The organism is Aromatoleum toluvorans (genome assembly GCF_012910905.1).
GTDB classification, from domain to species: domain Bacteria; phylum Pseudomonadota; class Gammaproteobacteria; order Burkholderiales; family Rhodocyclaceae; genus Aromatoleum; species Aromatoleum toluvorans.
The window spans coordinates 33,316-56,206 of record NZ_WTVN01000027.1 but is presented as its reverse complement, the minus strand read 5'-3'; the positions used below and the strand labels follow the sequence as shown (position 1 = coordinate 56,206).

The window sequence follows — 22,891 nt, the reverse complement described above, 5'->3', positions numbered from 1 at the left end:
CCGGCCGCAGTCTGGACCGCCGCCGGCTGTGCGTCACGCGGCGACAGACTCGGGCGGGGCGAGCCGCTGACGCAGCACGCGGTGAAGAATCTTTCCGGTGGCCGTGCGCGGCATCTCCGCGTCGGCGATGAAAACCACCGAACGCGGGCACTTGAACGCCGCGAGACGTTGCCGGCACCACGCCTGCATCTCCTCGGCGTCGGCGTGCTGACCGTCGTGCAGCACGATCACTGCCTGCACGGTCTCGCCCCACTTGTCGTGCGGGATGCCGATCACGGCGACGTCCTTGATCTTCGGGTGGCCGCCGAGCACGCCCTCGACTTCCGACGGGTAGATGTTCTCGCCGCCGCTGATGATCATGTTGCTCTTGCGATCGACGAGCCAGATGTAGCCGTCGGCGTCGCGACGCGCCATGTCGCCGACCGAGCACCATTCGCCGCGGAAGGCTTCGGCGGTCTTCTCGGGGTTCTTCCAGTAGCCGTCGAACACGTAGGACGTGCGCGAGAAGAGCTCGCCGACCTCGCCGTCCGCCACCTCCTGCCCGTTCTCGTCGAGCAGGCGGATCGCGCCGCTGCCCGCCCATTCGCGCCCCACCGAGCCGAGCTTCACGATCTGCTCCTCCGGCCGCAGCAGCGTGACCCAGCCCGCCTCGGTCGAGCCGTAGAGCTCGTACAGCCTGCCGTTGGAGAAGTATTCGAGGATCGCGAGCTTGGTGTCCTTGCGCGCGGGCGCGGACGAGATCATCAGCTTGCCGACGCTGCTCACGTCGTAGCGCTTCTTCACCTCGTCGGGCAGCGCCAGGATCATGATGTAGTGCGTGGGCACGAGCGAGGTGAACGTGACCCTCTCCTGCGCCAGCGTCGCGACCAGACCTTCCGGGTCGAAGCTGCGGCGATCATCGATGATGCAGGTCGCGCCGATGTGGATGAAGGTCGTGCCGAAGTACAGCGAGTTGGCGTGGCACATCGGCATCACCAGCAGGCCCGTGTCCTCGCGCGTGAAGCCCATCTCCAGCGCGGTCGCGAGCGCGATCAGGGTGCTGCCGGCATGCGCGCGGATCGCTCCCTTCGGCTTGCCCGTGGTGCCCGAGGTGTAGAGCAGCGCGCACATCTCCTCGGGATTCACGCGCGGGAATTCGCCCGCCACGCGCGCCTGCGCGACCAGATCCTCGTAGCGGATCCAGCCCGCGCCCGCCGCGTCGCCCACGACGACGCAACGCCCGCGCACCACGCCCAGCTCGGCGCCGATCGCATCGACCGTGTCGACGAACTCGGCGCCGGCGATCAGCGCGCCCGCCTCGCAGTTGCCGAGGATGTAGGCGATCTCGGGCGCCGTCAGGCGGAAGTTGAGCGGCACCGCCACCAGCCCCGCCCGCGCCAGCGCAACGTAGATCTCCATCCACTCGACGCAGTTGTACGCCAGCACCGCCACGCGGTCGCCCTTCGCCAGGCCCAGGCCGAGCATCCCCGCCGCCAGCCGGCTGGCGCGTTCGTCCCACTGCGCGTAAGTCAGCGAACGGCGCGAATCGCGGGAGCCGAGCTTGTCGGGCGTGAGTCTGGCGTGGGTCGAAACGGCGTCGGAAATGGTCAGCAGGTGGCTCATGGGGTGTCTCCTTGGGGTGTCGTCGGGTTCTCTGAATTCTGAACACCGAAGAATTTATGGACTTCTGAATTCAGAATGCGATAGGATTCTAAGCGAAACGAGGCCATTTGCAACACTGCCTTGCGACACCCCGGACCCGATCCCCCGAAACCCCGGGCGGCGCAGGCACGAACAACAGGAGGAGACACATGAGCACCATGGCAATTTCGGAACAGTCGTCGGCGGCGGTCATCGCCCGCTTCCTCAAGGCGCGCGGCGTCAAGCGCGTCTACAGCCTGTGCGGCGGCCACATCATGCCGATCTGGATGCGGCTCGACGCCGAAGGCATCCAGATCGTCGACGTGCGCGACGAACGCGCGGCGGTGTACATGGCCCACGCCGAGGCGCAGCTCAACGGCGGCTTCGGCGTCGCGATGGTCACCGCCGGCCCCGGCGTCACCAACGCGATGACCGGCATCGCCAACGCACACGTCGCGCGCGTGCCGGTGCTGGTGCTCTCCGGCCTGCCGCCGCGCCCGCAGGAAAACCGCGGCGCGCTGCAGGACGTCGTGCATACCGACCTCGTGCGCTCGATCACCCGCTACGCCCGCACCGTGCGCCAACCGGAACTCGTGCTGCAGGAACTCGACGAGGCCGTCGCCCGCGCGACGGGCCAGGGCGGCGAGCCCGGTCCGGTGTACCTCGACTTCCCCGTCGACACGCTGCGCGCCGAAGTCCCCCGCGCGGTACAGCTGCCCGAGCACTTCGCCCCCAAGCCCGCGCCGACGCTCGCCCCCGACGCCGCCGCCGTGCAGGCCGCGGTCGAGCTGCTGTGGTCGGCCAAGCGCCCGCTCGTGATCTCCGGGCGCGGTGCGCAAGGGGCCGGGCCGGCCCTGTGCCGGCTGCTCTCGCGCCTCGATGCCGCCTATCTCGACACCGGCGAGAGCCGCGGCCTCGTTCCCGAGGATCATCCCTCGGTGGTCGCGGCGATGCGCGGCTCGGTGATGGGGCAGGCAGATCTCGTGATCACGCTCGGGCGACGCCTGGACTTCCAGCTCGCCTATGGCTCCCCCGCGGTCTTCGGCGACGCGCGCTTCCTGCGCATCGCCGACTGCGCGGCCGAGCTGCGCGACAACCGCCGCGGCGCGGTGGAGCTGCTGGCGACTCCCGCTCTGGCCCTGGAGGCGATCCTGGAAGCGGCCGGCGACCGCGTCCCGGCGACCGACGTCGCGTGGACGCGCGCACTGCGCGCGAAGCACTGCGAACGCGCCGACAAGCTCGTGACCGCGATGCGCAACGCCCCGGCCGGCCAGGACGGGCTCATGCATCCCAACCGCGTCCTCGCGGCGCTGCGCGACGCGCTGCCCGAGGACGCCGTCGTCGTCGCTGACGGCGGCGACTTCCTGAGCTTCGCGCGCGTCGGCCTGCCCGCCACGACCTACCTCGATCCCGGTTCGCTGGGCTGCATCGGCGTCGGCACCCCGTTCGGCGTCGCCGCGAGCCTGGCCTGCCCGGACCGCACCGTCGTCGTAGCGACCGGCGACGGCGCCTTCGGCTTCAACGCGATGGAGCTCGACTCTGCCGTACGGCACAAAGCGCCCGTGCTCGTTGTCGTAGCCAACAACGGCGCATGGGCGATCGAGGTGCGCGACCAGCAGGAAACGCACGGCAAGGTGTGCGGAACCCGACTGCAGTTCTCGGACCATGCGGCGATGGCCCGCGCATTCGGAATGCACGCAGAACGCGTCGAAAAGGCGGAAGATCTGCCTGCGGCGATCCAGCGCGCACTCGCGAACCGCCCTGCCCTGCTCGACGTGCTCGTGACGCCGGACGCCGTCTCGTCCGATGCCAAGTCCGGCCTCGCCTGGGTGCCCGACCTGCAGCCGCTCGCCGCGTGGAACGACGCGGAGCGCCGCTGGCGCGACGGCAACACCGAGGCATAGGCCCTAGCTTGAAATCCCCTTCACGCGATACAGTTATGCGCCATGAAAATCCTTGAAACCCAACCCAAGCTTGTCGAACAAGTACACAAGGCGATCCTCGAGGAAATTTCGGGCGGCAGGCTCCGCCCGGGCTCGCGGATCATCCAGGAGCAGATCGCGAAGGAACTGGGCGTGTCGCGCCAGCCCGTGCAGCAGGCCCTGGCGCTGCTGCGCAGCCAGGGCGTGCTGCGCGACGCGCCCGGCCGCGGACTGCTGGTCGCCCCGCTCGACGTCAGGTACGTCCGCAACATGTACGACATGCGGGCCGTCATCGAAGGCCTCGCCTGCCGCCGCGCCGCGGAGCTGAACGCGAAGAAGGCCAAGGCCAAGGGACCGGCGCTGATCCGCGCCGGGCGCAAGGCGGTCGCGGCGGGCTCGTACAACGACATGATCTCCGCGGACATGGCCTTCCACCATTTCATCTACGCGCTGTCCGAAAACCCCTTCATCGCCCCCGCGATGGAGGCGCACTGGACGAACACGCAACGGGTCATGGGGGAAGTGCTGACCAACGACGAGCAGCCGCGTAACGTCTGGGGCCAGCACGAAGCCATGCTCGACGCCATCGCGGCCGGCGATGCGCAGACGGCCGAGATGCTCGGTCGCCAGCACATCTCGCAGGCCGCCGACTTCATGATCGAGCGCTTGCTGGAAAGCGGCAGCGCCCCGGACGAAGAACAGGCGATCGTCTGATCCGTGCCTTCGGGGGCAGGCCGCTTCGGCCGCCGGCCCCCGAAGGCATCAGGTGCAGCGTTCAAACCGGCAATCCCTGCAGGGTAAGGCGCGCACGCCGCACCGGCGCTGCGGCCGGCGCGCCGCTCAGATCGAAGTCCTCAGCCCGCGCGGCAAATGGCCGACGCCGTTGAACGAGCGCAGGCTCACGCGCCCCCGGGAGAACACGATCTCGGTCAGCGATCCGTTCCGGACCTGACGCACGAGCGGGCACCACTGACCGTCGGGGAGGCCGAGGAGGTCGCACACGACCGCCGCGATGACGCCGCCCGAGGTCACCGCGAGGATGCTTTCGCCGCTCGGCGCGTCGGGCGCGGCGACGGTTGCGCGCAGCCATTGCGTCACGTTGCGCCGGAATTCGACGAAGCCCGCCCGCCCCGGGATGTCCAGCTTCCCGTGCGACCACGCCTCGTACGCGGCGTCGTAGCAGCGCAACTGCTCGGCGCGCGCGGGCGCCTCGGCGCCGCTCATCGGCCGCCCGAACAGCACGGCGGCGGCGGCGAGTACCTCTTCCCCCTCCGCGAACTCGTCGAGGCCCGGCGTCCGTTCCGGCGCGCGTCCAAAGGCGGCGGCCTCGCACACCAGGCCTGCCGTATCGGTCTGGCGCGACCTCGGACCATGGCGGATGTCGGTCACCGGATCGCCGCATTCCCGCAGCCAGCGCCCGGTGGCCTGGGCCTGCTGGCGACCGAGCGGCGACAGGGTGTCGTAGCGCGCCTCGCCGAACGAAGCCTGGCCGTGGCGCATCAGGGTCAGGACACTCATCGGGACTTCGCCAGCGCCTTGGGATTGCTTTCGGCCAGCCGCTGACGGCCGGCGACGCGCAGGTGCGCGAAGAGCGCATCGCGACGCGGGCTGCCGGGGTCGCCGGCGCCCTCGCGCAGCGCCCGCGCGAGCCGGCGGTTGCCGTCCGCGAGCGCGACCTTCCCGTCATCGAGCAGGTTGCGCAGGCTCGCGAGCTCCGCGGCCTCCGGTGCGTCGCCGTTCTGCAGCTGGCGCTCGGCGATCGACATCGCGTTGAGCGCCATCAGCAGCGCATGCTTGCGCTCCGCAGGGAGCACGGGCAGCACTTCCTCGCGCAGGAGCTGCCGCGCACATGCGAGCAGCGCCTCGCCTTTCGGTTGTTCACGCATCAGTCGTTCTCCGTCATGTCGAGGATCTCCCATTCGAGCTCGGGCACGATATGCCCCGTGAGCGCGAGCAGGAGCGAATTCTCCTGGCCCGAGCAGTGGCGCTCGGCCTGCTGCACCGCGATGATCGCCCAGTTCAGGTGCGCCATCACCTCCCAGTAGCGAATCGCGCCGCGATCGATGACGCGCCCCGACTCCTGTTCGTAGCCGCGGTAGAAGTCCTCGCGCGCGCCGATGCCGCCGGCTTCTGCAGCGACATTACCGAAGCGCCAGCATTTTGCACAGAACCAGCCGATGTCCTCGAGCGGATCGCTCCAGTGCGCGAACTCCCAGTCGAGCACGCCGGTGAGGCCCTCCCCGTCGGCCATGTAGTTGCCGGTGCGGAAGTCGCCATGGCACAGCGTGACCAGGCCACGCGGCGGCGCGTGCCGTTCGAGCCAGCGCAGCCCCCATTCGAGCGCGGGGTAGGCGGTGTGGTGGCGGTCGAGAAAGGCGCGTTGCTCGCGCACGCGATGCAGCGCCGGCGCCTCGTCGTACCACGCCAGAAAATCCAGTGCGGGCTGCGGCGCACGCACCGAGTGGATACGCGCGAGCTCGCGGCCCAGCCGTTCGGCAAGCTGCACGCGGTCGCCGCCGAGGCTCGCGTCCTTGACCATCAGGTGCCCGGCGGCCGTGCCGCCGATGCGGCGCATCAGGAAGAACGGGCGCCCCATCACCGCGGCGTCCTCGCACAGCCACAACGGTTCCGGCACCGTGACGCCGGCGTCGAAGACGGTCTTCAGCAGCGCGAACTCCTGCGCGCGGCCGTGGCTGATCGCGACGCCCGCGGTCGGCGAGTCGCAGCGCAGCACGCCGCTCAGGCGCCCGGCCTGCGGCCCGCCTGCGATGTCGAGCTCGAGCGCCCAGTTCTCCTGCACCGCGCCGCCCGACAGCAGCCTGGCGTCGGCGATCGCCACCGACGAGGCAGCCGCCGCATCGCGGACGAAACGCTCGACGGCGGCCCGTGTAGTCTGATCCATATCCGTTTCCTTGTTGAGGGCACAATCAAATGCGCAGGTTCGCCCTGAGCCCGTCGAAGGGCTCAGCCTGCAGGGCATTCGGCTCTCCGGCCGATTGCTCAAAGTCCGCTGACGAGATGGCCGCGATCGACCGCCACGCACGCGCCCGACATCGCGCTGCCGGCCCTGGAGGCGAGCAGCAGCAGCGGGCCGTCGAGGTCCGTCATCTCGCAGAACTGGCGGCTCGGGATGCGCATGCGCAGCTTGTCGCCGACCTCGCTCGTGAGGAAATCACGGTTCAGGTCGGTGATCACGTAACCCGGCATCAGCGCATTGACGCGGATGCCGTGGCGCGCGAGTTCCAGCGCCATCGCCTTGGTCGCCTGCAGCACGCCGGCCTTCGAGATCGTGTAGGGCGCGACCCCGCCGCCCACCCGCTCGCCGAGGATGGACGCGATATTGACGATGCTGCCGCCCTTGCCCGCATCGACCATGCGCCGCGCCGCCTCCGTGGCGACGAGGAAGCAGCCCTTGAGGTTCGGGTCGATGACGTTGTCCCAGTCGGCCTCGCTCTGCTGCAACAGCGGCTTGGTGATCGTCTGGCCGGCGTTGTTGATGACGATGCCGGGCACACCGGCCAGCGCCGCGGCCCGGTCGAACGCGCCGGCGATGCTCGACGCATCGGTCACGTCCATCGCCACCGCGTGCGCCCGCCCGCCTGCCGCCTCGATCTCGGCGACGAGTTCCTGCAGCTTGTCGCTGCGGCGCGCGGTGACGACGACCGTGGCGCCGGCGCGCGCGAGCAGCGCCGCGAAGTGCCGCCCTAGCCCGCTCGACGCGCCGGTGACCAGGGCAACCTCTCCATCGAGCGCGAACATCCCGGCAAGAAAGTCCTTGTCCATCAGCGCGGCTCCCCCGGCTTCAGGCTCGCATCCCCACGGCCGGCGACGATCTTCTTGCCCATGCTGAAGCGGTGCACCTCGCTCGGGCCGTCATAGACGCGGAACGCGCGCATGTCGGAGAAGATGCGCGCGACGATGGTCTCGTGCGTGACCCCCTGCCCGCCGAGGATCTGCACGCTGCGATCGACGATGCGCCATTCGGCCTCCGAGCACGCGACCTTCGCGCGGCTCGACTCGAAGTTGCAGCGCTCGCCCTGGTCGAGCAGCCACGCGGTGTGCCAGATATGCAGGCGCGCGGTCTGCAGGTCGATCTCGTTGTCGGCGAGCATGAAGCTCACGCCCTCGTGTTCGCCCAGCATGCGGCCAAAGGCCTGGCGGTTGCGCGCGTGCGCGAGCGCCACGTCGTGCGCGCGGCGCGCCTGGCCGAGCCAGCGCATGCAGTGCGTGAGACGTGCCGGCGCGAGGCGCACCTGCGCGTAGCGGAAGCCCTTGCCCAGTTCGCCCAGCACGTCGGTCGCCGGCACGCGCAGGTCCTTGAAGCGCAGCACGCCATGACCACCGGTGAAGCAGCTGTCGAGCGCGTCCATCGTGCGCACGTGCTTGATGCCGGGACGGTCCATGTCGGACAGGAACATCGTCGCCGAGCCGTCCTCCATCTTCGCCATGATGATCGCGAAGGACGCGCCTTCCGCGCCGGTGATGAACCACTTCACGCCGTTGATGACGTACTCGTCGCCGTCGCGCACCGCCGTCGTCGTTAGCATCGACGGGTCGGCCCCGGCGCCCGGGGGCGGCTCGGTCATCGCGAAGGCCGAGCGCGTCTTGCCCTGCACCAGCGGACGCAGCCAGCGGTCCTTCTGCGCCTCGGACGCGACGACTTCCATCAGGTGGATGTTGCCTTCGTCCGGCGCGTGGATGTTCAGCGCCGTCGGGCCCAGCGTCGAATAGCCGGCCTCCTCGAACACCACCGCCTTCTCGACGTGCGACAGGCCCAGCCCCCCCATCTCGCGCGACGCATGCGGCGTCAGCAATCCGGCGGCGCGCGCCCTGGCGACGAGTTCGTTGCGCAGCGCCTCGCTCGGGCCGTGCATGGTCTGGCGCGGATCCTTCTCGAGCGGGATCACCTCGTCGGCGATGAATTGGCGCACGCGTTGCTGCAGCTCCTGCAGCGCGGGACTTAGGGAGAAATCCATACCTGCTCCTTTGCGTTTTCCTGGACTGGTTATTGGTCTGCGGCGGAGCCTGCAGCGACCGCCGCCGCTGATGTATCGCCGGGTGGGACTACAGCAGTCCGGTCGAGATCCACGGCACCGCCGCGACGATCGCGAGGCCCGTCAGCAGGGCCAGGACATAGCCGATGATCGGCCGCACGCCCTCCTCCGGCTTCACCTTGCCGATCGCGCAGGCCGCGTAGTAGCCGACGCCGAAGGGCGGCGCGAACAGGCCCACGCCCATCGACAGCACCACGACCATCGCGTAATGCACCTCATGCACACCCATCGCGCGGGCGATCGGGAACAGCAGCGGCCCGAACAGCACGATCGCCGGAATGCCCTCGAGCACGCTGCCGAGGATGATGAACGCGACGATCGACACCGCGAGGAACATCGGCGCACCGCCCGGCAGCGCGGCCATCGCCTGCGCGAGGCTGGTCGAGAAGCCGGACTGCGTCAGCGACCACGCCATGCCGGTGGCAGTGCCGATGATCAGCAGGATCGCGCCCGACAACGCCGCGGTTTCGACCAGCATCGGGAAGAGCCGCGACCACTTCGCATCGCGGTGCAGCAGCAGCCCGACGAGCAGCGCGTAGGCAATGCCCAGCGTCGACACTTCGGTCGCGGTCGCGACGCCCTCGACCACCGCAGCGCGGATCACGAAGGGCAGCGCGAGGGCCGGCAGCGCAAAGCGGAACGCGCGCCAGATCTCGCTGCGGCTTGCCTTGCGCACCTTCGACAGATCCTCGTTGCGGTAGCGCAGCCACACCACGAAGCACAGCGCCGTGCCCAGCACCACGCCCGGCAGCAGGCCGCCGGTGAAGAGCGCCGCGATCGACACGCCGGTGACCGAACCGATCGTGATCAGCACCAGGCTCGGCGGGATCGTTTCGGTCTGCGCCCCCGTCGCCGACAGCAGCGCGATCAGGTCGCCCGGCTTCGCGCCGCGCTCCTTCATCTCGGGGAACAGCACCGGCGCCACCGCCGCCATGTCCGCGACCTTGGAGCCCGAGATGCCCGACACCAGGTACATCGCGCCGAGCAGCACGTAGGACAGCCCGCCGCGCACGTGCCCCAGCAGGCTCGCGAGGAAGGCGACCATCGCGCGCGCCATGCCGGTCATCTCGATCAGCAGGCCGAGGAACACGAACAGTGGCACCGACAGCAGGATCAGGTGCGACATGCCCTCGTCCATGCGCCCCACCAGCACCATCACCGGCATGCTGGTCGTCAGGGAGAGGAAGCCGAAGGTCGCGAGCCCGAAGGCGACCGCGATCGGCACCCCGATCAGCACCGTCGCGGCCGTCACGCCGACGAAGAAGATCAGCAGGTTGATGTTGCCGAGTTCGCGCAGCACCGGTCCGACCAGGCAGAACGCCGCGCAGATCGTCGCGACGGTGGCGACGGCGGAGCCCACCAGGCGCCAGTTGCCGACCCGCATCAGGCGGATGATCCCCATCACGCACATCAGCGCGAGGCCCACCGGCAGCGCGGCCGCCCGCCACGCGTTGGACAGCTCCAGCGCGGGGGTCGTGATATACGCCTCTTCCGCGGCGTATTCGTACGCCGGCCCGAGAATGAACATGAGGAAGGCGAGTGCCGCCGCGACCGCGATCGTGTCGAGGAAGGCCTGCTGATGCGGAGCCGCCTTCGCAACCAGGGCCGTCATGCGCATGTGCTCGCCGCGGCGGAACGCGACCACCGCCCCGAGGCTCGCGAGCCACAGGAACAGGATGGACGCCGCCTCGTCCGTCCACACCAGCGGCGAATGGAGGAAGTAGCGCGAGACCACGCCGGCGAAGAGGATGCAGATCTCGGCCACGATGAGCGCTGCGGCCAGCGCTTCGACAGCCGAGGCGAAGACCCGGTCGGCCACATGCGCGAGCTGCAACCTGCGGCTTTTCGCACTACCTTGTCCGGATTCGGGCGCGGCCGGGGCCGCGCCCAGCGAATGGGCGATCGTGTTCATGTCGACCCCGCGCGATCAGGCGATATCGCCGGCGTATTTCTGCAGCAGGCTCCAGGTCTCGGCGCCGAACTTCTCGCGCCACTGCGCATAGAACCCGTTCTTGCTCAGCAACTGGCGGAAGGCCGTGCCGTCGACCTGGTTGAAGGCGAGGCCCTTCGCTTCCAGTGTCTTCTGCAGATCCACGTTCGCCCGTGCGATATCCTCGCGCTGCTTGCGCGCGGCCGCGTTGATGTGCTTCGTCATCACCTGCTGCACATCGGCCGGCAGCGACTTCCACACGCGCGCATTGGCGATGAACCAGAAGCCGTCCCACGAGTGGTTCGTCAGCGAGCAGTACTTCTGCACCTCGAAGAACTTGGCCGAATCGATCAGCGCCAGCGGGTTTTCCTGGCCGTCGGCAACCTTGGTCTGCAGCGCCTGGTAGGCCTCGCTCAACGGCAGGCTCACCGGTGCGGCATCGATGGCCTTGAACATGGAGACCCACAGCGGCACGACCGGAACGCGGATCTTGAAGTTGCGCAGATCCTCCGGCGTGCGGATCGGGCGGGTGCTGCTCGTGATCTGGCGGAAACCGTTGTCCCACACCGTGTCGAACGGCACGAGGTTCACCTTCTCGATCGCGCGACGGATGTGGTTGCCGACTTCCCCGTCCATCGCCGACCACACCTCCTTGTAGCCGTTGAACGCGAACCCGACGCCGGTGATCGACGTCGCCGGGATCAGCGTCGACATCACGGTGCCCGGGAAGGTCGCCAACTCCAGCGCCCCGGCGCGGATCTGCGACATCATGTCCGAATCGCTGCCCAGCTGATTGTTCGGGAACAGCTGGATCGCCACGCGGCCGCCCGTGTCGGCAGCGATCGCGTCGATGGCTTCCTGCAGCCTCACGTTGACCGAATGGGTCATCGGAAGATCGGTTCCCAGCTTGAGCTTGAACTCCGCCGACTTCCCTGCGGCCGCCTGGGCCAGAGCCGTACGACTCACTGCGGCGGCACCGACGATTGCGGCGGCGGTCAGAAACTGTCTGCGGGTGATATGGGCCATGTTTGTCTCCTCCGTTTGAGATGGGGCGCAGCGGATGCTGCAACCGGATCGAGCAACGACATTCTGTGTGCGCAATCTCGAGTTGGCTTTGTATTCAGAATTCGCTTGACACAGGCTGAGTGTATTCTGAATTCAATAAATGTCAACCGGCCAACGCCTCGCGGCGCCGGACGCGCACCTTCGTCGTCGGGGAACATATCGTCGGCCGATCGGCGGCGCAGATCGCCTGCGCGCCGTCAGGGCGGAGTGCTTGAACGTCTTCGGAGGCCGCAGGGTCCCGCAGCATGGCCGAACGCCCCGGATGCCGAGGTTTCGGGCTGCGATGTCAAAGTCTGAATGACCGCCCGCCCCGGCCCACTTCGGGCAAGCGCATCTCTGCGCCGTCAGATCCTGGGGAACACCCGCGACCCCAGCCGTTCGGGCCGGTAGCCGCCGGGGAAGACTGCCTGTGCGCGATCACACTGGATGTGATCGAAAAGATGGGCTTGCAGGCACTCGGCATGGAGCCTGGAAAACAAAAAAGCCTCCAAGTCTTGAACTTGAAGGCTTTTTTGCGGGAATTCTTGGTCGGGGAAAGAGGATTCGAACCTCCGGCCCCTGCGTCCCGAACGCAGTGCTCTACCAGGCTGAGCTATTCCCCGACGCTTTGCAGAGGTCAGTGATCTCTACCAACTGCAAAGTCCGATAATTGTAGCAGGGCATCCTTGAAAATGGAAGGGGGCAATACACCGAGTGCGTCCGCGGCGAGTTTTGCCTCGGCGCGCGCGTAGCGACGCGTCTCGTCCAGCGCGCCGCACTCGCGGATCGCCACGAGGATCGCCGCGAAATCGTCGCGCCCGCCCGTCTCGATCGCGCGGCGCACGAGAGCGGCCTGCTCCGCCGTGCCGTGCTTCATCGTGTGGATGAGCGGCAGCGTCGGTTTGCCTTCCGCGAGGTCGTCACCGAGATGCTTGCCCGTCGCCGCCTCGTCAGACGAATAGTCCAGCACGTCGTCGATCAGCTGGAACGCCGTGCCGAGGTGCATGCCGTAGGCCGCGATGCTGTGCTCGGTGCGTTCGTCCGCGCCGCCCAGGATCGCGCCGAGGCGCGTCGACGCCTCGAACAGCTTGGCGGTCTTGTAGCGGATGACGCGCAGGTAGTCGTCGATCTCGACGTCGGCGTTGTGGCAGTTGAGGAGCTGCAGCACCTCGCCTTCGGCGATGATGTTGGTCGCGTCGGCCAGCACCTGCATGACGCGCATGTTGTCGACACCGACCATCATCTGGAAGGCGCGTGTGTACAGGAAGTCGCCGACCAGCACCGACGCGGCGTTGCCGAACATCTCGTTCGCGGTCTTGTTGCCGCGGCGCAGCTCGGATTCGTCCACAACGTCGTCGTGCAGCAGGGTCGCCGTGTGGATGAACTCGACCACCGCGGCGAGTTGGTGGTGGTTCGTCCCTTCGTACCCCATCGCACCCGCGGCGAACAGCACCAGCGCCGGACGGATGCGCTTGCCGCCACTGTGGATGATGTATTCCGCCACCTGGCGGATGAGGACGACGTCGGAATGCAGACGCTGGCGGATGACGGCATCGACCGCCTGCATGTCGGCGGCGATCGGCGCATAGAGCTGCTTGGTTGACAAGATGAAGCGCCCGGCTGGAACAAAAAGAAGATGGTAGGGGTCCCGGCCGCGTGCCGTCAAGAATCGCACGCGAACCGGAATCGCGCACTCACGGCGACGGCGGACGGATGACGTCCGGTCGGTCGGTGATCACGCAGTCGACACCCCACTCGAACAGCCTTGCGGCCCGCTCCGGGTCGTTGACCGTGTAGGTGACGACCCACAGGCCGGCTTCGCGCACCGCGGCAATGCGATCCGCATCCAGGTGGCGGTAGTCGACGTGCAGGGCCGCGGCGCGGAGCCTGCGGCAGCGCGCCAGCCAGTCCGCCGGCACGGCGCCGACGAGCAGGCCCCGGCGCAAGGCGGGCGCCACGGACGCCGCGACTTCGAGCGCCCGCTCGGAGAACGAGGACAGGAGGACGGAGGCGGGTGCGGCCGCCCACAGCATTCGCGCCCGCCGCACGACGCGCTCGGCCGTCTCGGTGTCGGTTCCGTGCGACGGCTTGATCTCCAGATTGACCGCCAGCCCGAGCGCCTGGCAACGGGCCGCGGCGAGATCGAGGCACGGGACGGGTTCACCGGCAAAGCGTGGATCGAACCAGGTACCGGCATCGAGCGCGAACAGGACGTCGTCCGGCGTGTGGGCGACGCGCCCGAGACCGTCGGTCGTGCGCTCGAGCGTTTCGTCGTGAATCAGTACGGGGGAACCGCTGCCGCTGAGCATCACGTCGAATTCGACGCCCCCGCAGCCGGTTTCTGCGGTCGCGGCAAGGCCGGCCAGGGTGTTCTCCGGCGCGAGCCTGCCGCCGCAGCGGTGTGCAAGCACCGCGGGGAGTGGGAACTCCGGGCGGTGCGTCATGCGCTCAGCGAGGAACCGGGAACATCGCCTGGACGCGGGTCACTGCCGTGTCCAGCGCTTCCTTGGCGGGCTTGCGATCGGCCCACACCGCGCTCAGCTCCTCGTCGAGGATGCCCTGCACACGCGCCCGGGCGATGAAGCTAGAAGAACTCGACTCCGCGGTCGCGGGCTTGTGGCTGAGCTGCGCGACGGCGACCTTGACGTTCTCCAGATCGGCGCCGAGCACGTCGCTCTGGGCCGCAAACACGCCGGCACGGTTGAGCGGGAGGTAGCCCGACTCGCGCTGCCATGCGACCTGGTTCTCGGGTTGCAGCCAGAAGGCGACGAAGCGCGCGACCCCCTTGTACTCGGCCGCGTTCTTGCCCGCGGCGACCCACATCGCCGCCCCGTCGGCGAGCGTGTTCTGCGGCGCGCCGGGGAAGTCGTCGTGATACGGCAGCGGCGCGATGCCGATGTCGAAGCCCGCCTTGCGGCGGAAGTCGGTCCAGCTCGACGAGGGTGCCGCGATGACGGCGCATTCGCCCGACGCGAAACGCTGCTCGGCCTCGGACTCGGCATCGAAGGTGCGGAGGTAGCGCGCCCGATGCCAGCTCGCCATCATGGCGACGTGCTTGACCTGCAGCATGCCGTTGAACGCGGGACGCTCGCCCTTGCCCTGCCGTGCGGCGACCGGCTCGTTGTGCCAGGCGCTGGTGTTCTCGATCATCACGCGCCCCGGCTGGGACACCGTGTACGGGCACTGGGAGCCTGCGTCGAAGAGCTGGCCCAGGGCCTGCTGCAGATCGAACCAGGTCTTGGGCGGCGCATCCGGATTGAGCCCGGCGCGCTGGAATTCCTTGCGGTTGATGTACATGACGGGGGTCGACAGCCCGACCGGTAGCGCCAGCAGCTGGCCCTTGGCGTCGGTGAGCGCACGATCCATCATCGCGGGCGGCTTGAGCGTCTGCAGCGGCACGCCGGCTTCGCGCATCACCCCGGACAGGGCCTTGTAACGCGGCTTGCCCGCGGCGAGGAAATCGTCTTCGGCGCTGCCCTGCAGGATCGCCATGTGCGGCGCGTCGGTGTCGCTCCACGTGCCGGACTGGACGACGAGGCGATAGTCCTTGTTGCCCTCGTTGAAGCGAGCGACGAGCTTCTGCAGCACTTCCTCGCGCTCGGGGCTCAGCTGGTGCACCAGCCGGATTTCGCGCGGCCCCGCCGGCTCGGCAGCGGCCGCCGCCTTCGGTGCCTTCGGCTTCGCAGCATGCGTAGCGACCGGGACGCCAATACACACCACCGCGGCGACACCCGCCACGACACCATTGCGCAACATTCGAGCCAAAGGCTTCATTCCTGCTTCCTTCACGACCGTAAAATGCCAAGTTTTTCATTATAAGTCGCTTCGTCACAGGCCGCTTCCGCCCGCGCCGCGACATTGCGTCAAGATTTTTCCCGTCTTGACGTTAAAGCCTTCAGCCCCCGTCAAAGGTAGCCTTCGCCATGTTCGCGCAACGCCTGATCCCCCTCTTCCTGCTCCTCGGCCTGAGCGGCTGCGAACAGTTGAGCAATGCGCTCGATCTGCCCAACCCGCAGAAGACGGCGGCGCTGGCCGAGGCCGAGGGAAAGGCGATCGGCGGCGCGTGCCGGCACGCCGGCCGCTCGATCGAGGACTGCTACGCGCTCAATGCGAAGGCGCAGAAAGCGGCGATATTCGCGGGCTGGCGCGAAATGAACGACTACATGATGCAGAACAACCTGCAGAACGTGCCCTCGGTGGTTGCGCATCCGCAGGCGCCGATCCCGGCGGCAGCGCAATCGACCGCGAGCGCCCCGAAGGCGCCGGACACCGTCGCGGCGGCGCCGCAGGACGAACGCGCGGCGAAGCGCGCGTCCCGGTGACCCGCGCCGACGCTTTGCGGCTTCGGCGCTGCGGCTTATCATCCGCGGCGTTCCAGTAACCGCACACAGCGCGGCCGTCGCCGCAGCGAGCCCATCCCATGTCCTTCCCTCCGCCGCAGCGTCCCGGCTTTGCCGCGAACGGCCTGCTTGCCCTCTGTCGCGCCGGCTTCGAAAAGGAAACCGCCGCCGAACTCGACGAATTTGCCGCCGGACTCGGCCTGATGGGATTCGTGCGCGCCCAGCCGGGCAAGGCCTTCGTCGTCTTCGAGACCCCCGAACCGGTCCCCTTCGCCGAGCTGGAGCGCTGCGACTGGCGCAGCCTGATCTTCGCGCGCCAGCTCCTGCCCTGGTTCGCGCGCGTCGACGACCTGCCCGAGCGCGACCGCGCGACGCCCATCGTCGCGGCGGTCCGTGCGAGCGGCCAGCGCTTCGCCGACCTGCTGCTGGAGACCCCGGACACCGACGAAGCCAAGCAGCAGTCCGGCTTCTGCAAGCGTTTCACCGCGCCGCTGCAGCGCGAACTCGACAAGGCGAACACTTTCCGCGAACGCGCCAAGGGACTGCCCGCGCTGCACGTCCTGTTCGCCGACGCCAACACGGCGTGGCTGTGCGCCGCCCTGCCGGGACGCGCCGCACTCTGGCCGATGGGCATCCCGCGGCTTCGCATGCTGCGCGAGGCCGGAAGCCGCTCGACGCTGAAGCTCGCCGAGGCCTTCTTCACGCTGCTCACCGAAGAGGAACGCAACGCGAGCCTGCGCGCCGGCCTGCGCGCGGTCGACCTCGGCGCCGCCCCCGGCGGATGGACCTGGCAGCTGGCCCACCGGGGCCTGCGCGTCACCGCGGTCGACAACGGACCGATGGCGCCCTCGGTGATGGCGACCGAAATGGTCGAGCATGTGCGCGCGGACGGATTCACGTGGCGGCCGCCGCGCCCGGTCGAATGGCTGGTGTGCGACATGGTGGAGCAGCCGACGCGCGTCTCGGCCCTCGTCGCCGACTGGCTCGCCATGGGCCGCTGCCGCCGGGCGATCTTCAACCTCAAGCTGCCGATGAAGAAGCGCCTCGACGCGGTCGAGCAGTGCCGCGCCATCATCACCAAGCGGCTCGCGCACGCGGGGCCGTTCGTACTGCGCATGAAGCACCTGTACCACGACCGCGAGGAGATCACCTGCTATCTCGCGCTGCAGAATCCGGGCGCCAGCTGATCGACGCGACCGCGCCCGGCGATTTTGCCACCGTGATGCAACAAACCGGCCGGATCGTGCATGTATAATGATGTTTTTACAGCACCCGGCCTGCCGGTTGGCGCGAGCCCCTGCCGGAACCCGAACGTTCCGGTTTCCGTTCCCTCAGTCGCCTTTCCTGGCGTCGCGCCCGACGCGACAGGCCTCCATGGAAGATAGGCGCCTATGAGCTTCGCCGACCTCGGGCTGATCCCCGAGCTGCTACGCGCTGTAGCCGATACCGGTTACACCGCCCCCACTCCGATCCAGCAGCAGGCCATCCCTGTCGTGTTGGCCGGCCGCGACGTGATGGGCGGCGCGCAGACCGGCACCGGCAAGACGGCCGGCTTCACGTTGCCACTGCTGCAGCGGCTTTCCCGCCACGCCAGCACTTCGACCAGCCCCGCCCGCCACCCGGTGCGCGCGCTGATCCTCGCGCCGACGCGCGAGCTGGCGATGCAGGTGTTCGAGTCGGTGAAAACCTACAGCAAGCACATCCCGCTGCGCAGCACCTGCATCTACGGCGGCGTCGACATGAAGCCGCAGATTCAGGAACTGCGCAACGGCATCGAGATCGTCATCGCCACGCCGGGCCGCCTGCTCGACCACGTGCAGCAGAAGACGATCGCGCTGAACCAGGTCGAGATGCTCGTGCTGGACGAAGCCGACCGCATGCTGGACATGGGCTTCATCCCCGACATCCGGCGCATCCTCGACCTGCTGCCGGCGTCGCGCCAGAGCCTGCTGTTCTCCGCGACCTTCTCGGACGAGATCAAGAAGCTCGCCGACCAGATGCTCAAGGAACCGCAGCTGATCGAAGTCGCCCGCCGCAACGCGGTGTCGGAGACGATCACGCACCGCGTGCATCCGGTCTCCGCCGGTCTCAAGCGCAACCTGCTCGTGCATCTGCTGCGGCACGAGCCGGACACGCAGGCGCTGGTGTTCGTCGCGACCAAGCTCGCCTGCGGCCGCCTCGCCCACTTTCTGGAACGCCACGAGATCGCTGCCGACGCGATCCACGGCGACAAGGGCCAGGCACAGCGCACCGAGACGCTGGAAGCATTCAAGTCCGGCAAGCTGCGCGTCCTCGTCGCCACCGACGTCGCCGCGCGCGGCCTGGACATCGACGACCTGCCCTCGGTGATCAACTTCGAACTGCCGCATACCGCCGAGGACTATGTTCACCGCATCGGCCGCACCGGCCGCGCCGGCCGCCAGGGCCATGCGGTGTCGCTGGTGAGCGCCGAGGAGAAGCATCTCCTCGTCGAGATCGAGAAGCTCATCAAGCTGCAGATTCCGCAGGAAGCCGTGCCGGGCTTCGATCCCGAACCCGATTTCCATGAATCCGGCGCCCGCAGGGGCCGGCGAACCCCGGCGGCCAAGGGCGCCGAACCGTCGCGCGAGCCGGCGAACGGCAGCCGAGCCGCCGCCGCACCGGCCCGCAACAACGACGCGCGCCGCCGCAAGTCGATGATCGCAGCGGACGGATTCGACTTCAGCAAGCCCTACGAGCCGACCCAGCCGATCGCGGCGGCGGCCGGCACCAGCCTGCAGGCGACGGAGCCGGCGATCGACAAGCGGGGCATCGCGCCGCGGCGTCCGGCACGCCCCATCGCCGTCCTGCTCGGCGGACTGGGCCGCAAGTAACTGCCCCCGCGCCGGGGCGCGGCAATCGGGCGGAATTGGGGCCGCCCTCCCCGCCTATTCGGCGCAATCGTTACGGCACGTTCGCGTATTCTGGACTACGCCGAAACATCGCCCGAATACGTGGAATGGTCGCCCCCATGAACGCAGCCCGTCGCCCGCAGGGCAACGAAAACCCCGAAGAGCCCTTCATCCCCGACTTCTCCGAAGGGGCGGAAACGGGCCTCTACCTCGCGCTGTTCGAACTGCTCGACGAGGGCCTGATCATCACCGGCGACGAGGTCGTCCTCGAGGTCAACAGCGCGGCCTGCCGCCTGCTCGAGCGGGATTACCGGCAGATCGCCGGAAAGCCCCTCGCCGACCTCTTCCCCTCGGAACGCGACTTCCTCGACGCGCGCGCACGCCTCTTCATCCAGGGCGAGATGCGCGGCAGCCTGCGGGTGTCGCTTCCCGGCGACCGGCATCGCGACCTGCGCTTCGTCGCGGCCGCGCGCATCCGGCCGGGCATCCACGCCCTGATCCTGAGCCCGGACGTGATCGCCGAAGCCTACGCCGACAGCACGTTCGCCGAGACGCCCGCGGTCGACGCGCTCTGGCCCCGGCTGGCAGCGGCCCTCGAGCAACCCGTCATCGTCATCGACGAGCGCGACCGCATCGCCGCGGCGAACGCCGTCGCCCTCGCCGCGCTGGGCCTCGCGCGCGGCAGCCTGATCGGACAGGCCGTCCGCGACTGCATGGAGATCGAATGGCCGGCCGCCGACGCCGCCCAGATCGCCAGGCTGCGCGTGCCCGGGCAGGCCGGCGAACTCGGCGCGCGCGTACTCGCCGGACCCAAGCCCGACTGGCGCCTGCTCATTCTCCCGCCGGCATCACCCGGCCGGCCACCGGCCACCGGCGCGGTGCCTTCGGCGGCGCCACTCGGCGAGAGCATCCTCGAGCGCATCTTCACCGACAGCCCGCTGCCGACCCTGCTGTGCGAGGGGCCCGAGATGCGCATCCTCGCCGCGAACACGGCAGCGGCGCGGGTGTATGGCTATTCGCGCGAGACTCTGGGCACGATGGAAATCGCCGCGCTGCGCACGACCCCCGGTGACGGCAGGCTGCCGTCCGAGCCGGGGATCTGGCAGCACCGGCGGCGCGACGGCAGCACCTTCGATGTCGACATCGTCACCTATGCGCTCGACTCCGCCGCCCGCCCCGGCCTGGTCGTCGTCATGCACGACCTGCCCGAAGCGCCGCTGCTGACGTTCGAGACGCGCCTGCGCCAGGCGATCGATCTCGGCCAGCTCGACGTGCATTTCCAGCCGCTCGTTGACGTCCGGGACGGCACCGTGGAGGCCGGCGAGGCCCTGTTGCGCTGGCATCACCCGGAGCTCGGGCTGATCCCCTTCCAGCACTTCGGAGGCGTCGCGCGCGATTCGGGACAGCTCGCGCGCATGGGCGACTGGGTGTTGCACGCGGCCTGCAAGGCAGCGGCGGGGTGGCCGCAGCGCGAAGGGCGAGCGCCGCGCCTCATCGTGAATGTGGCGCTGGAACAACTGCTGCACGGCGACCTCGCCGAACGCGTCCACCATGCGCTGGGGGCGTCCGGGCTGGAGCCGGCGCAGCTGGAACTGGACCTCGACGAACGCGTGCTCAACGACGAGCACAGCCGCCTGATCGGCGTGCTGCAGGCGATCGCCGGGACGGGCGTGCGGCTCGCGATCGACGACTACGGCCGCGGCCTTTCCTCGATCCCGCGGCTCAAGCGCTACCCGCTCAACGCCCTGAAACTCGACCCCTTCCTCGTCCGCGAAGTCGGCATCCGCGAGGACAGCGCGGCCATCGTCGAGGCAATCGCCGGCATGGCCGGCATCCTGCAGCTGGAGGTGGTTGCGCGTGGCGTCGAAACGGAAGCGCAGGAGGCCTTCCTGTCGGCGCTCGATTGCCACCTGCAGCAAGGCCCGCTCTTCGGCCGGCCGATGGCCGTGGACGCGTTCCGCGCCTTTCTCGCGTAGCGGTCCGCCACCGGCCGCTCAGTACGCGAGCAGCGTGCGGCAGGTTTCCTTGCGTCCGGTGATGCGGCTGAAGCGCGCGAGCTGCTCCTTCACGAAGGCGTCGGAGACGCGATCGTCCGCGCAGTAGTCGCGCAGCTGCAGCGCATAGGCGAGGTTCTGGAGATCGCGCTGGGTGCGCGACAGGGCCGGATGACGATAGCCGGAGGTGTCGCGGAACGAGCGATCCGGTTTCGCATCCGATTTCGCATCCGCGGCGGCAAGCGGCGGCGCGTCCGCCTGGCGCGGCAACGACTGCGCCGACGGGACCGCGGGCAGCAGCAGGATAAGACTCGCAAACAGGGCACGCAGCAACATCGGCCAGTCCTCCTCGAACACCGGCTCCCGATATTACGGCACGTCCCGCCGCAAACTGAAGCGGCCCGCCGCCCCGGTCAGGACGGCGGGCCGCATCGGACGACGCTCAGACCTCCAGCGCCTTCACGTGCGTGATGACTTCGCCGATGATCTGCTGCGCGCTGCCGTACAGCATGCGGCAGTTGTCCCTGAAGAACAGCGCGTTCTCGATGCCCGAGTAGCCCGCGCCCTGGCCGCGCTTCACGACGATGACATTCTGCGCCATGTCGACGTTGAGGATCGGCATGCCGTAGATCGGGCTCGACTTGTCGGTGCGCGCGACCGGGTTCACGACGTCGTTCGCGCCGATCACGAGGGCCACGTCCACTTGCGGGAAGTCGGAGTTGATCTCTTCCATGTCGAAGATCTTGTCGTAGGGCACGCCCGCCTCCGCCAGCAGCACGTTCATGTGGCCCGGCATGCGGCCCGCGACCGGATGGATCGCGAACAACACCTCGACGCCGCCCTCTTCCAGCAGCTGCGCCATCTCCCACACCTTGTGCTGCGCACCGGCGACCGCCATGCCGTAGCCCGGCACGATGACAACCTTGGACGCGTAGCGCATCACGGATGCCGCATCCAGCGCCGAGAGTTCCTTCATCGAACCCTCGATCGCCTCGCCGCCGCCCGCCGCCGCACCGGTGATCGGCGTGAAGATGACGTTCTTGATCGGGCGGTTCATCGCCTTCGCCATCAGCTGGGTGAGCAGCGTGCCGGACGCGCCGACCACGATGCCTGCGACGATCAGCGCGGGGTTGCCGAGCACGTAGCCCTCGAAGCCGACCGCGAGGCCGGTGAACGCGTTCAGCAGCGAGATCACCACCGGCATGTCGGCGCCGCCGATCGGGCTGGTGAGGATCACGCCGAGCGCCAGCGCGACGACGAAGAACGCGATGACGATGGCCGAGGGCGGGGTCTCGGTGACGATGATCGCCAGGCCCAGCAGCACCGCGACCGCGGCGAGCACGATGTTCACCAGGTTCTGCTGCGGCAGGCGCCATGCCTTGGTCATGATGCCCTGCAGCTTGGCGAAGGCGATGCACGAGCCGGAGAACGCCACCGAGCCGATCAGCGCGCCGAGCACCGCGAGGGTCGTCGCGGTGACGCCGTGCGCGCCGCCGCGCGCGAACTCGAGCGCCGCGATCGCCGCCGCGGCGCCGCCGCCCATGCCGTTGTAGATGGCGACCATCTGCGGCATGTCGGTCATCTTGACGACGCGCCCGCTCCACCACGCGACTCCGCCGCCCAGCACGATGGCGGTGATCATCAGGCCGTAGTTCTGCATGCCCGGCGTGTAGAAGGTGATAAGGGTGGCCGCGATCATCGCGTAGCCCGCCCACACGATGCCCTTGCGCGCCGTGACCGGCGAGCTCATCGCCTTCAGGCCGAGGATGAACACCACGGCGACGCCGAAATACGCCAGCTGGATGACGCCGTTCATTGCGCACCTCCCGACTTCGACTTGAACATCGCGAGCATGCGTTCGGTCACGACGTAGCCGCCGGCGGCGTTGGCCGCGCCGAGGAACACCGCGACGAAGCCGATGGCCAGCTGCGTCGGGTCGGCCGGATCGGCGTGGCCGAGCACGACCATCGCGCCCACGAGCACGACGCCATGCACGAAGTTCGACCCCGACATCAGCGGGGTATGCAGGATCACCGGCACGCGCGAGATCACCTCGTATCCCGTGAATGCGGCCAGCATGAATATGTACAGCGCGGTTATGCCTTCCACGTTTGCGT

The 22,891-nt window shown here is 68.8% G+C and carries 20 protein-coding genes and 1 tRNA gene; 6 read left to right on the top strand and 15 right to left on the bottom strand.

Features of this window, described 5'->3' with window-relative positions:
* Positions 1-33 precede the first annotated feature (33 nt).
* On the bottom strand, positions 34-1,602 hold the full coding sequence (locus GPA22_RS16345; RefSeq protein ID WP_169257119.1) for a class I adenylate-forming enzyme family protein: 1,569 nt from the start codon (positions 1,600-1,602) through the stop codon (positions 34-36).
* Positions 1,603-1,790: 188 nt separating this feature from the next.
* On the opposite strand from GPA22_RS16345, the gene GPA22_RS16340 reads away from it, so the two are divergent.
* Both GPA22_RS16340 and GPA22_RS16335 read left to right on the top strand, forming a co-directional pair.
* Positions 1,791-3,524 (top strand): thiamine pyrophosphate-binding protein, encoded by a 1,734-nt coding sequence (locus tag GPA22_RS16340; RefSeq protein WP_211169170.1) that lies wholly within the window; start codon positions 1,791-1,793, stop codon positions 3,522-3,524.
* Positions 3,525-3,566: 42 nt separating this feature from the next.
* Positions 3,567-4,256 (top strand): GntR family transcriptional regulator, encoded by a 690-nt coding sequence (locus tag GPA22_RS16335; RefSeq protein WP_169257118.1) that lies wholly within the window; start codon positions 3,567-3,569, stop codon positions 4,254-4,256.
* 126 nt (positions 4,257-4,382) lie between these two features.
* On the opposite strand, the gene GPA22_RS16330 is transcribed toward GPA22_RS16335, so the two are convergent.
* From GPA22_RS16330 to GPA22_RS16280, 11 genes are all read right to left on the bottom strand, one after another.
* Positions 4,383-5,060, bottom strand: a complete 678-nt coding sequence (locus GPA22_RS16330; RefSeq protein WP_169257117.1) for a histidine phosphatase family protein — start codon at positions 5,058-5,060, stop codon at positions 4,383-4,385.
* The gene (locus GPA22_RS16325) at positions 5,057-5,428 is read right to left on the bottom strand and encodes a DUF6285 domain-containing protein (RefSeq protein WP_169257116.1); all 372 of its coding nucleotides are present in this window, start codon (positions 5,426-5,428) and stop codon (positions 5,057-5,059) included. Before GPA22_RS16325 ends, GPA22_RS16330 begins: the two co-directional genes overlap by 4 nt.
* Positions 5,428-6,444, bottom strand: a complete 1,017-nt coding sequence (locus tag GPA22_RS16320) for a phosphotransferase family protein (protein ID WP_169257115.1) — start codon at positions 6,442-6,444, stop codon at positions 5,428-5,430. Before GPA22_RS16320 ends, GPA22_RS16325 begins: the two co-directional genes overlap by 1 nt.
* A 98-nt stretch (positions 6,445-6,542) precedes the next feature.
* A complete protein-coding gene (locus GPA22_RS16315) occupies positions 6,543-7,325 on the bottom strand; it encodes an SDR family NAD(P)-dependent oxidoreductase (protein WP_169257114.1) in 783 nt (260 codons plus the stop codon).
* Positions 7,325-8,518: an acyl-CoA dehydrogenase family protein gene (locus tag GPA22_RS16310; protein ID WP_169257113.1), complete on the bottom strand. Its 1,194-nt coding sequence runs from the start codon at positions 8,516-8,518 to the stop codon at positions 7,325-7,327. Before GPA22_RS16310 ends, GPA22_RS16315 begins: the two co-directional genes overlap by 1 nt.
* Positions 8,519-8,606: 88 nt before the next feature.
* Positions 8,607-10,508 carry a TRAP transporter large permease gene (locus GPA22_RS16305; RefSeq protein WP_169257112.1) on the bottom strand — a complete coding sequence of 634 codons (1,902 nt, stop codon included), beginning with the start codon at positions 10,506-10,508 and terminating at the stop codon, positions 8,607-8,609.
* A gap of 15 nt (positions 10,509-10,523) precedes the next feature.
* The gene (locus GPA22_RS16300) at positions 10,524-11,552 is read right to left on the bottom strand and encodes a TRAP transporter substrate-binding protein (protein WP_169257111.1); all 1,029 of its coding nucleotides are present in this window, start codon (positions 11,550-11,552) and stop codon (positions 10,524-10,526) included.
* A gap of 564 nt (positions 11,553-12,116) precedes the next feature.
* Positions 12,117-12,193: transfer RNA gene (locus tag GPA22_RS16295), tRNA-Pro, on the bottom strand.
* A gap of 14 nt (positions 12,194-12,207) precedes the next feature.
* Positions 12,208-13,176, bottom strand: coding sequence for an octaprenyl diphosphate synthase (gene ispB, locus GPA22_RS16290; protein ID WP_169257110.1), 969 nt, complete (start codon positions 13,174-13,176; stop codon positions 12,208-12,210).
* Between the two features lie 88 nt (positions 13,177-13,264).
* Complete coding sequence (gene ugpQ / locus GPA22_RS16285) at positions 13,265-14,014, bottom strand: glycerophosphodiester phosphodiesterase (RefSeq protein WP_169257109.1); 750 nt, start codon at positions 14,012-14,014, stop codon at positions 13,265-13,267.
* Positions 14,015-14,018: 4 nt separating this feature from the next.
* Positions 14,019-15,344 (bottom strand): extracellular solute-binding protein, encoded by a 1,326-nt coding sequence (locus GPA22_RS16280; RefSeq protein ID WP_169257108.1) that lies wholly within the window; start codon positions 15,342-15,344, stop codon positions 14,019-14,021.
* 149 nt (positions 15,345-15,493) lie between these two features.
* On the opposite strand from GPA22_RS16280, the gene GPA22_RS16275 reads away from it, so the two are divergent.
* From GPA22_RS16275 to GPA22_RS16260, 4 genes are all read left to right on the top strand, one after another.
* Positions 15,494-15,892, top strand: coding sequence for a hypothetical protein (locus GPA22_RS16275; RefSeq protein ID WP_246264452.1), 399 nt, complete (start codon positions 15,494-15,496; stop codon positions 15,890-15,892).
* A 98-nt stretch (positions 15,893-15,990) separates the two neighbouring features.
* Complete coding sequence (gene rlmM / locus GPA22_RS16270; RefSeq protein WP_169257107.1) at positions 15,991-17,097, top strand: 23S rRNA (cytidine(2498)-2'-O)-methyltransferase RlmM; 1,107 nt, start codon at positions 15,991-15,993, stop codon at positions 17,095-17,097.
* A 204-nt stretch (positions 17,098-17,301) separates the two neighbouring features.
* The gene (locus tag GPA22_RS16265) at positions 17,302-18,762 is read left to right on the top strand and encodes a DEAD/DEAH box helicase (protein ID WP_169257106.1); all 1,461 of its coding nucleotides are present in this window, start codon (positions 17,302-17,304) and stop codon (positions 18,760-18,762) included.
* Between the two features lie 125 nt (positions 18,763-18,887).
* Positions 18,888-20,756: an EAL domain-containing protein gene (locus tag GPA22_RS16260; protein WP_169257105.1), complete on the top strand. Its 1,869-nt coding sequence runs from the start codon at positions 18,888-18,890 to the stop codon at positions 20,754-20,756.
* 18 nt (positions 20,757-20,774) lie between these two features.
* Here GPA22_RS16260 and GPA22_RS16255 read toward each other — a convergent pair whose 3' ends face one another.
* The 3 genes from GPA22_RS16255 to GPA22_RS16245 all read right to left on the bottom strand — a co-directional run bounded on the left by GPA22_RS16255 (position 20,775) and on the right by GPA22_RS16245 (position 22,883).
* A complete protein-coding gene (locus GPA22_RS16255; RefSeq protein WP_169257104.1) occupies positions 20,775-21,110 on the bottom strand; it encodes a hypothetical protein in 336 nt (111 codons plus the stop codon).
* Between the two features lie 106 nt (positions 21,111-21,216).
* The gene (locus tag GPA22_RS16250) at positions 21,217-22,590 is read right to left on the bottom strand and encodes an NAD(P)(+) transhydrogenase (Re/Si-specific) subunit beta (RefSeq protein ID WP_169257103.1); all 1,374 of its coding nucleotides are present in this window, start codon (positions 22,588-22,590) and stop codon (positions 21,217-21,219) included.
* Positions 22,587-22,883 (bottom strand): proton-translocating transhydrogenase family protein, encoded by a 297-nt coding sequence (locus tag GPA22_RS16245; RefSeq protein WP_169257102.1) that lies wholly within the window; start codon positions 22,881-22,883, stop codon positions 22,587-22,589. Before GPA22_RS16245 ends, GPA22_RS16250 begins: the two co-directional genes overlap by 4 nt.
* Positions 22,884-22,891: the final 8 nt, after the last annotated feature.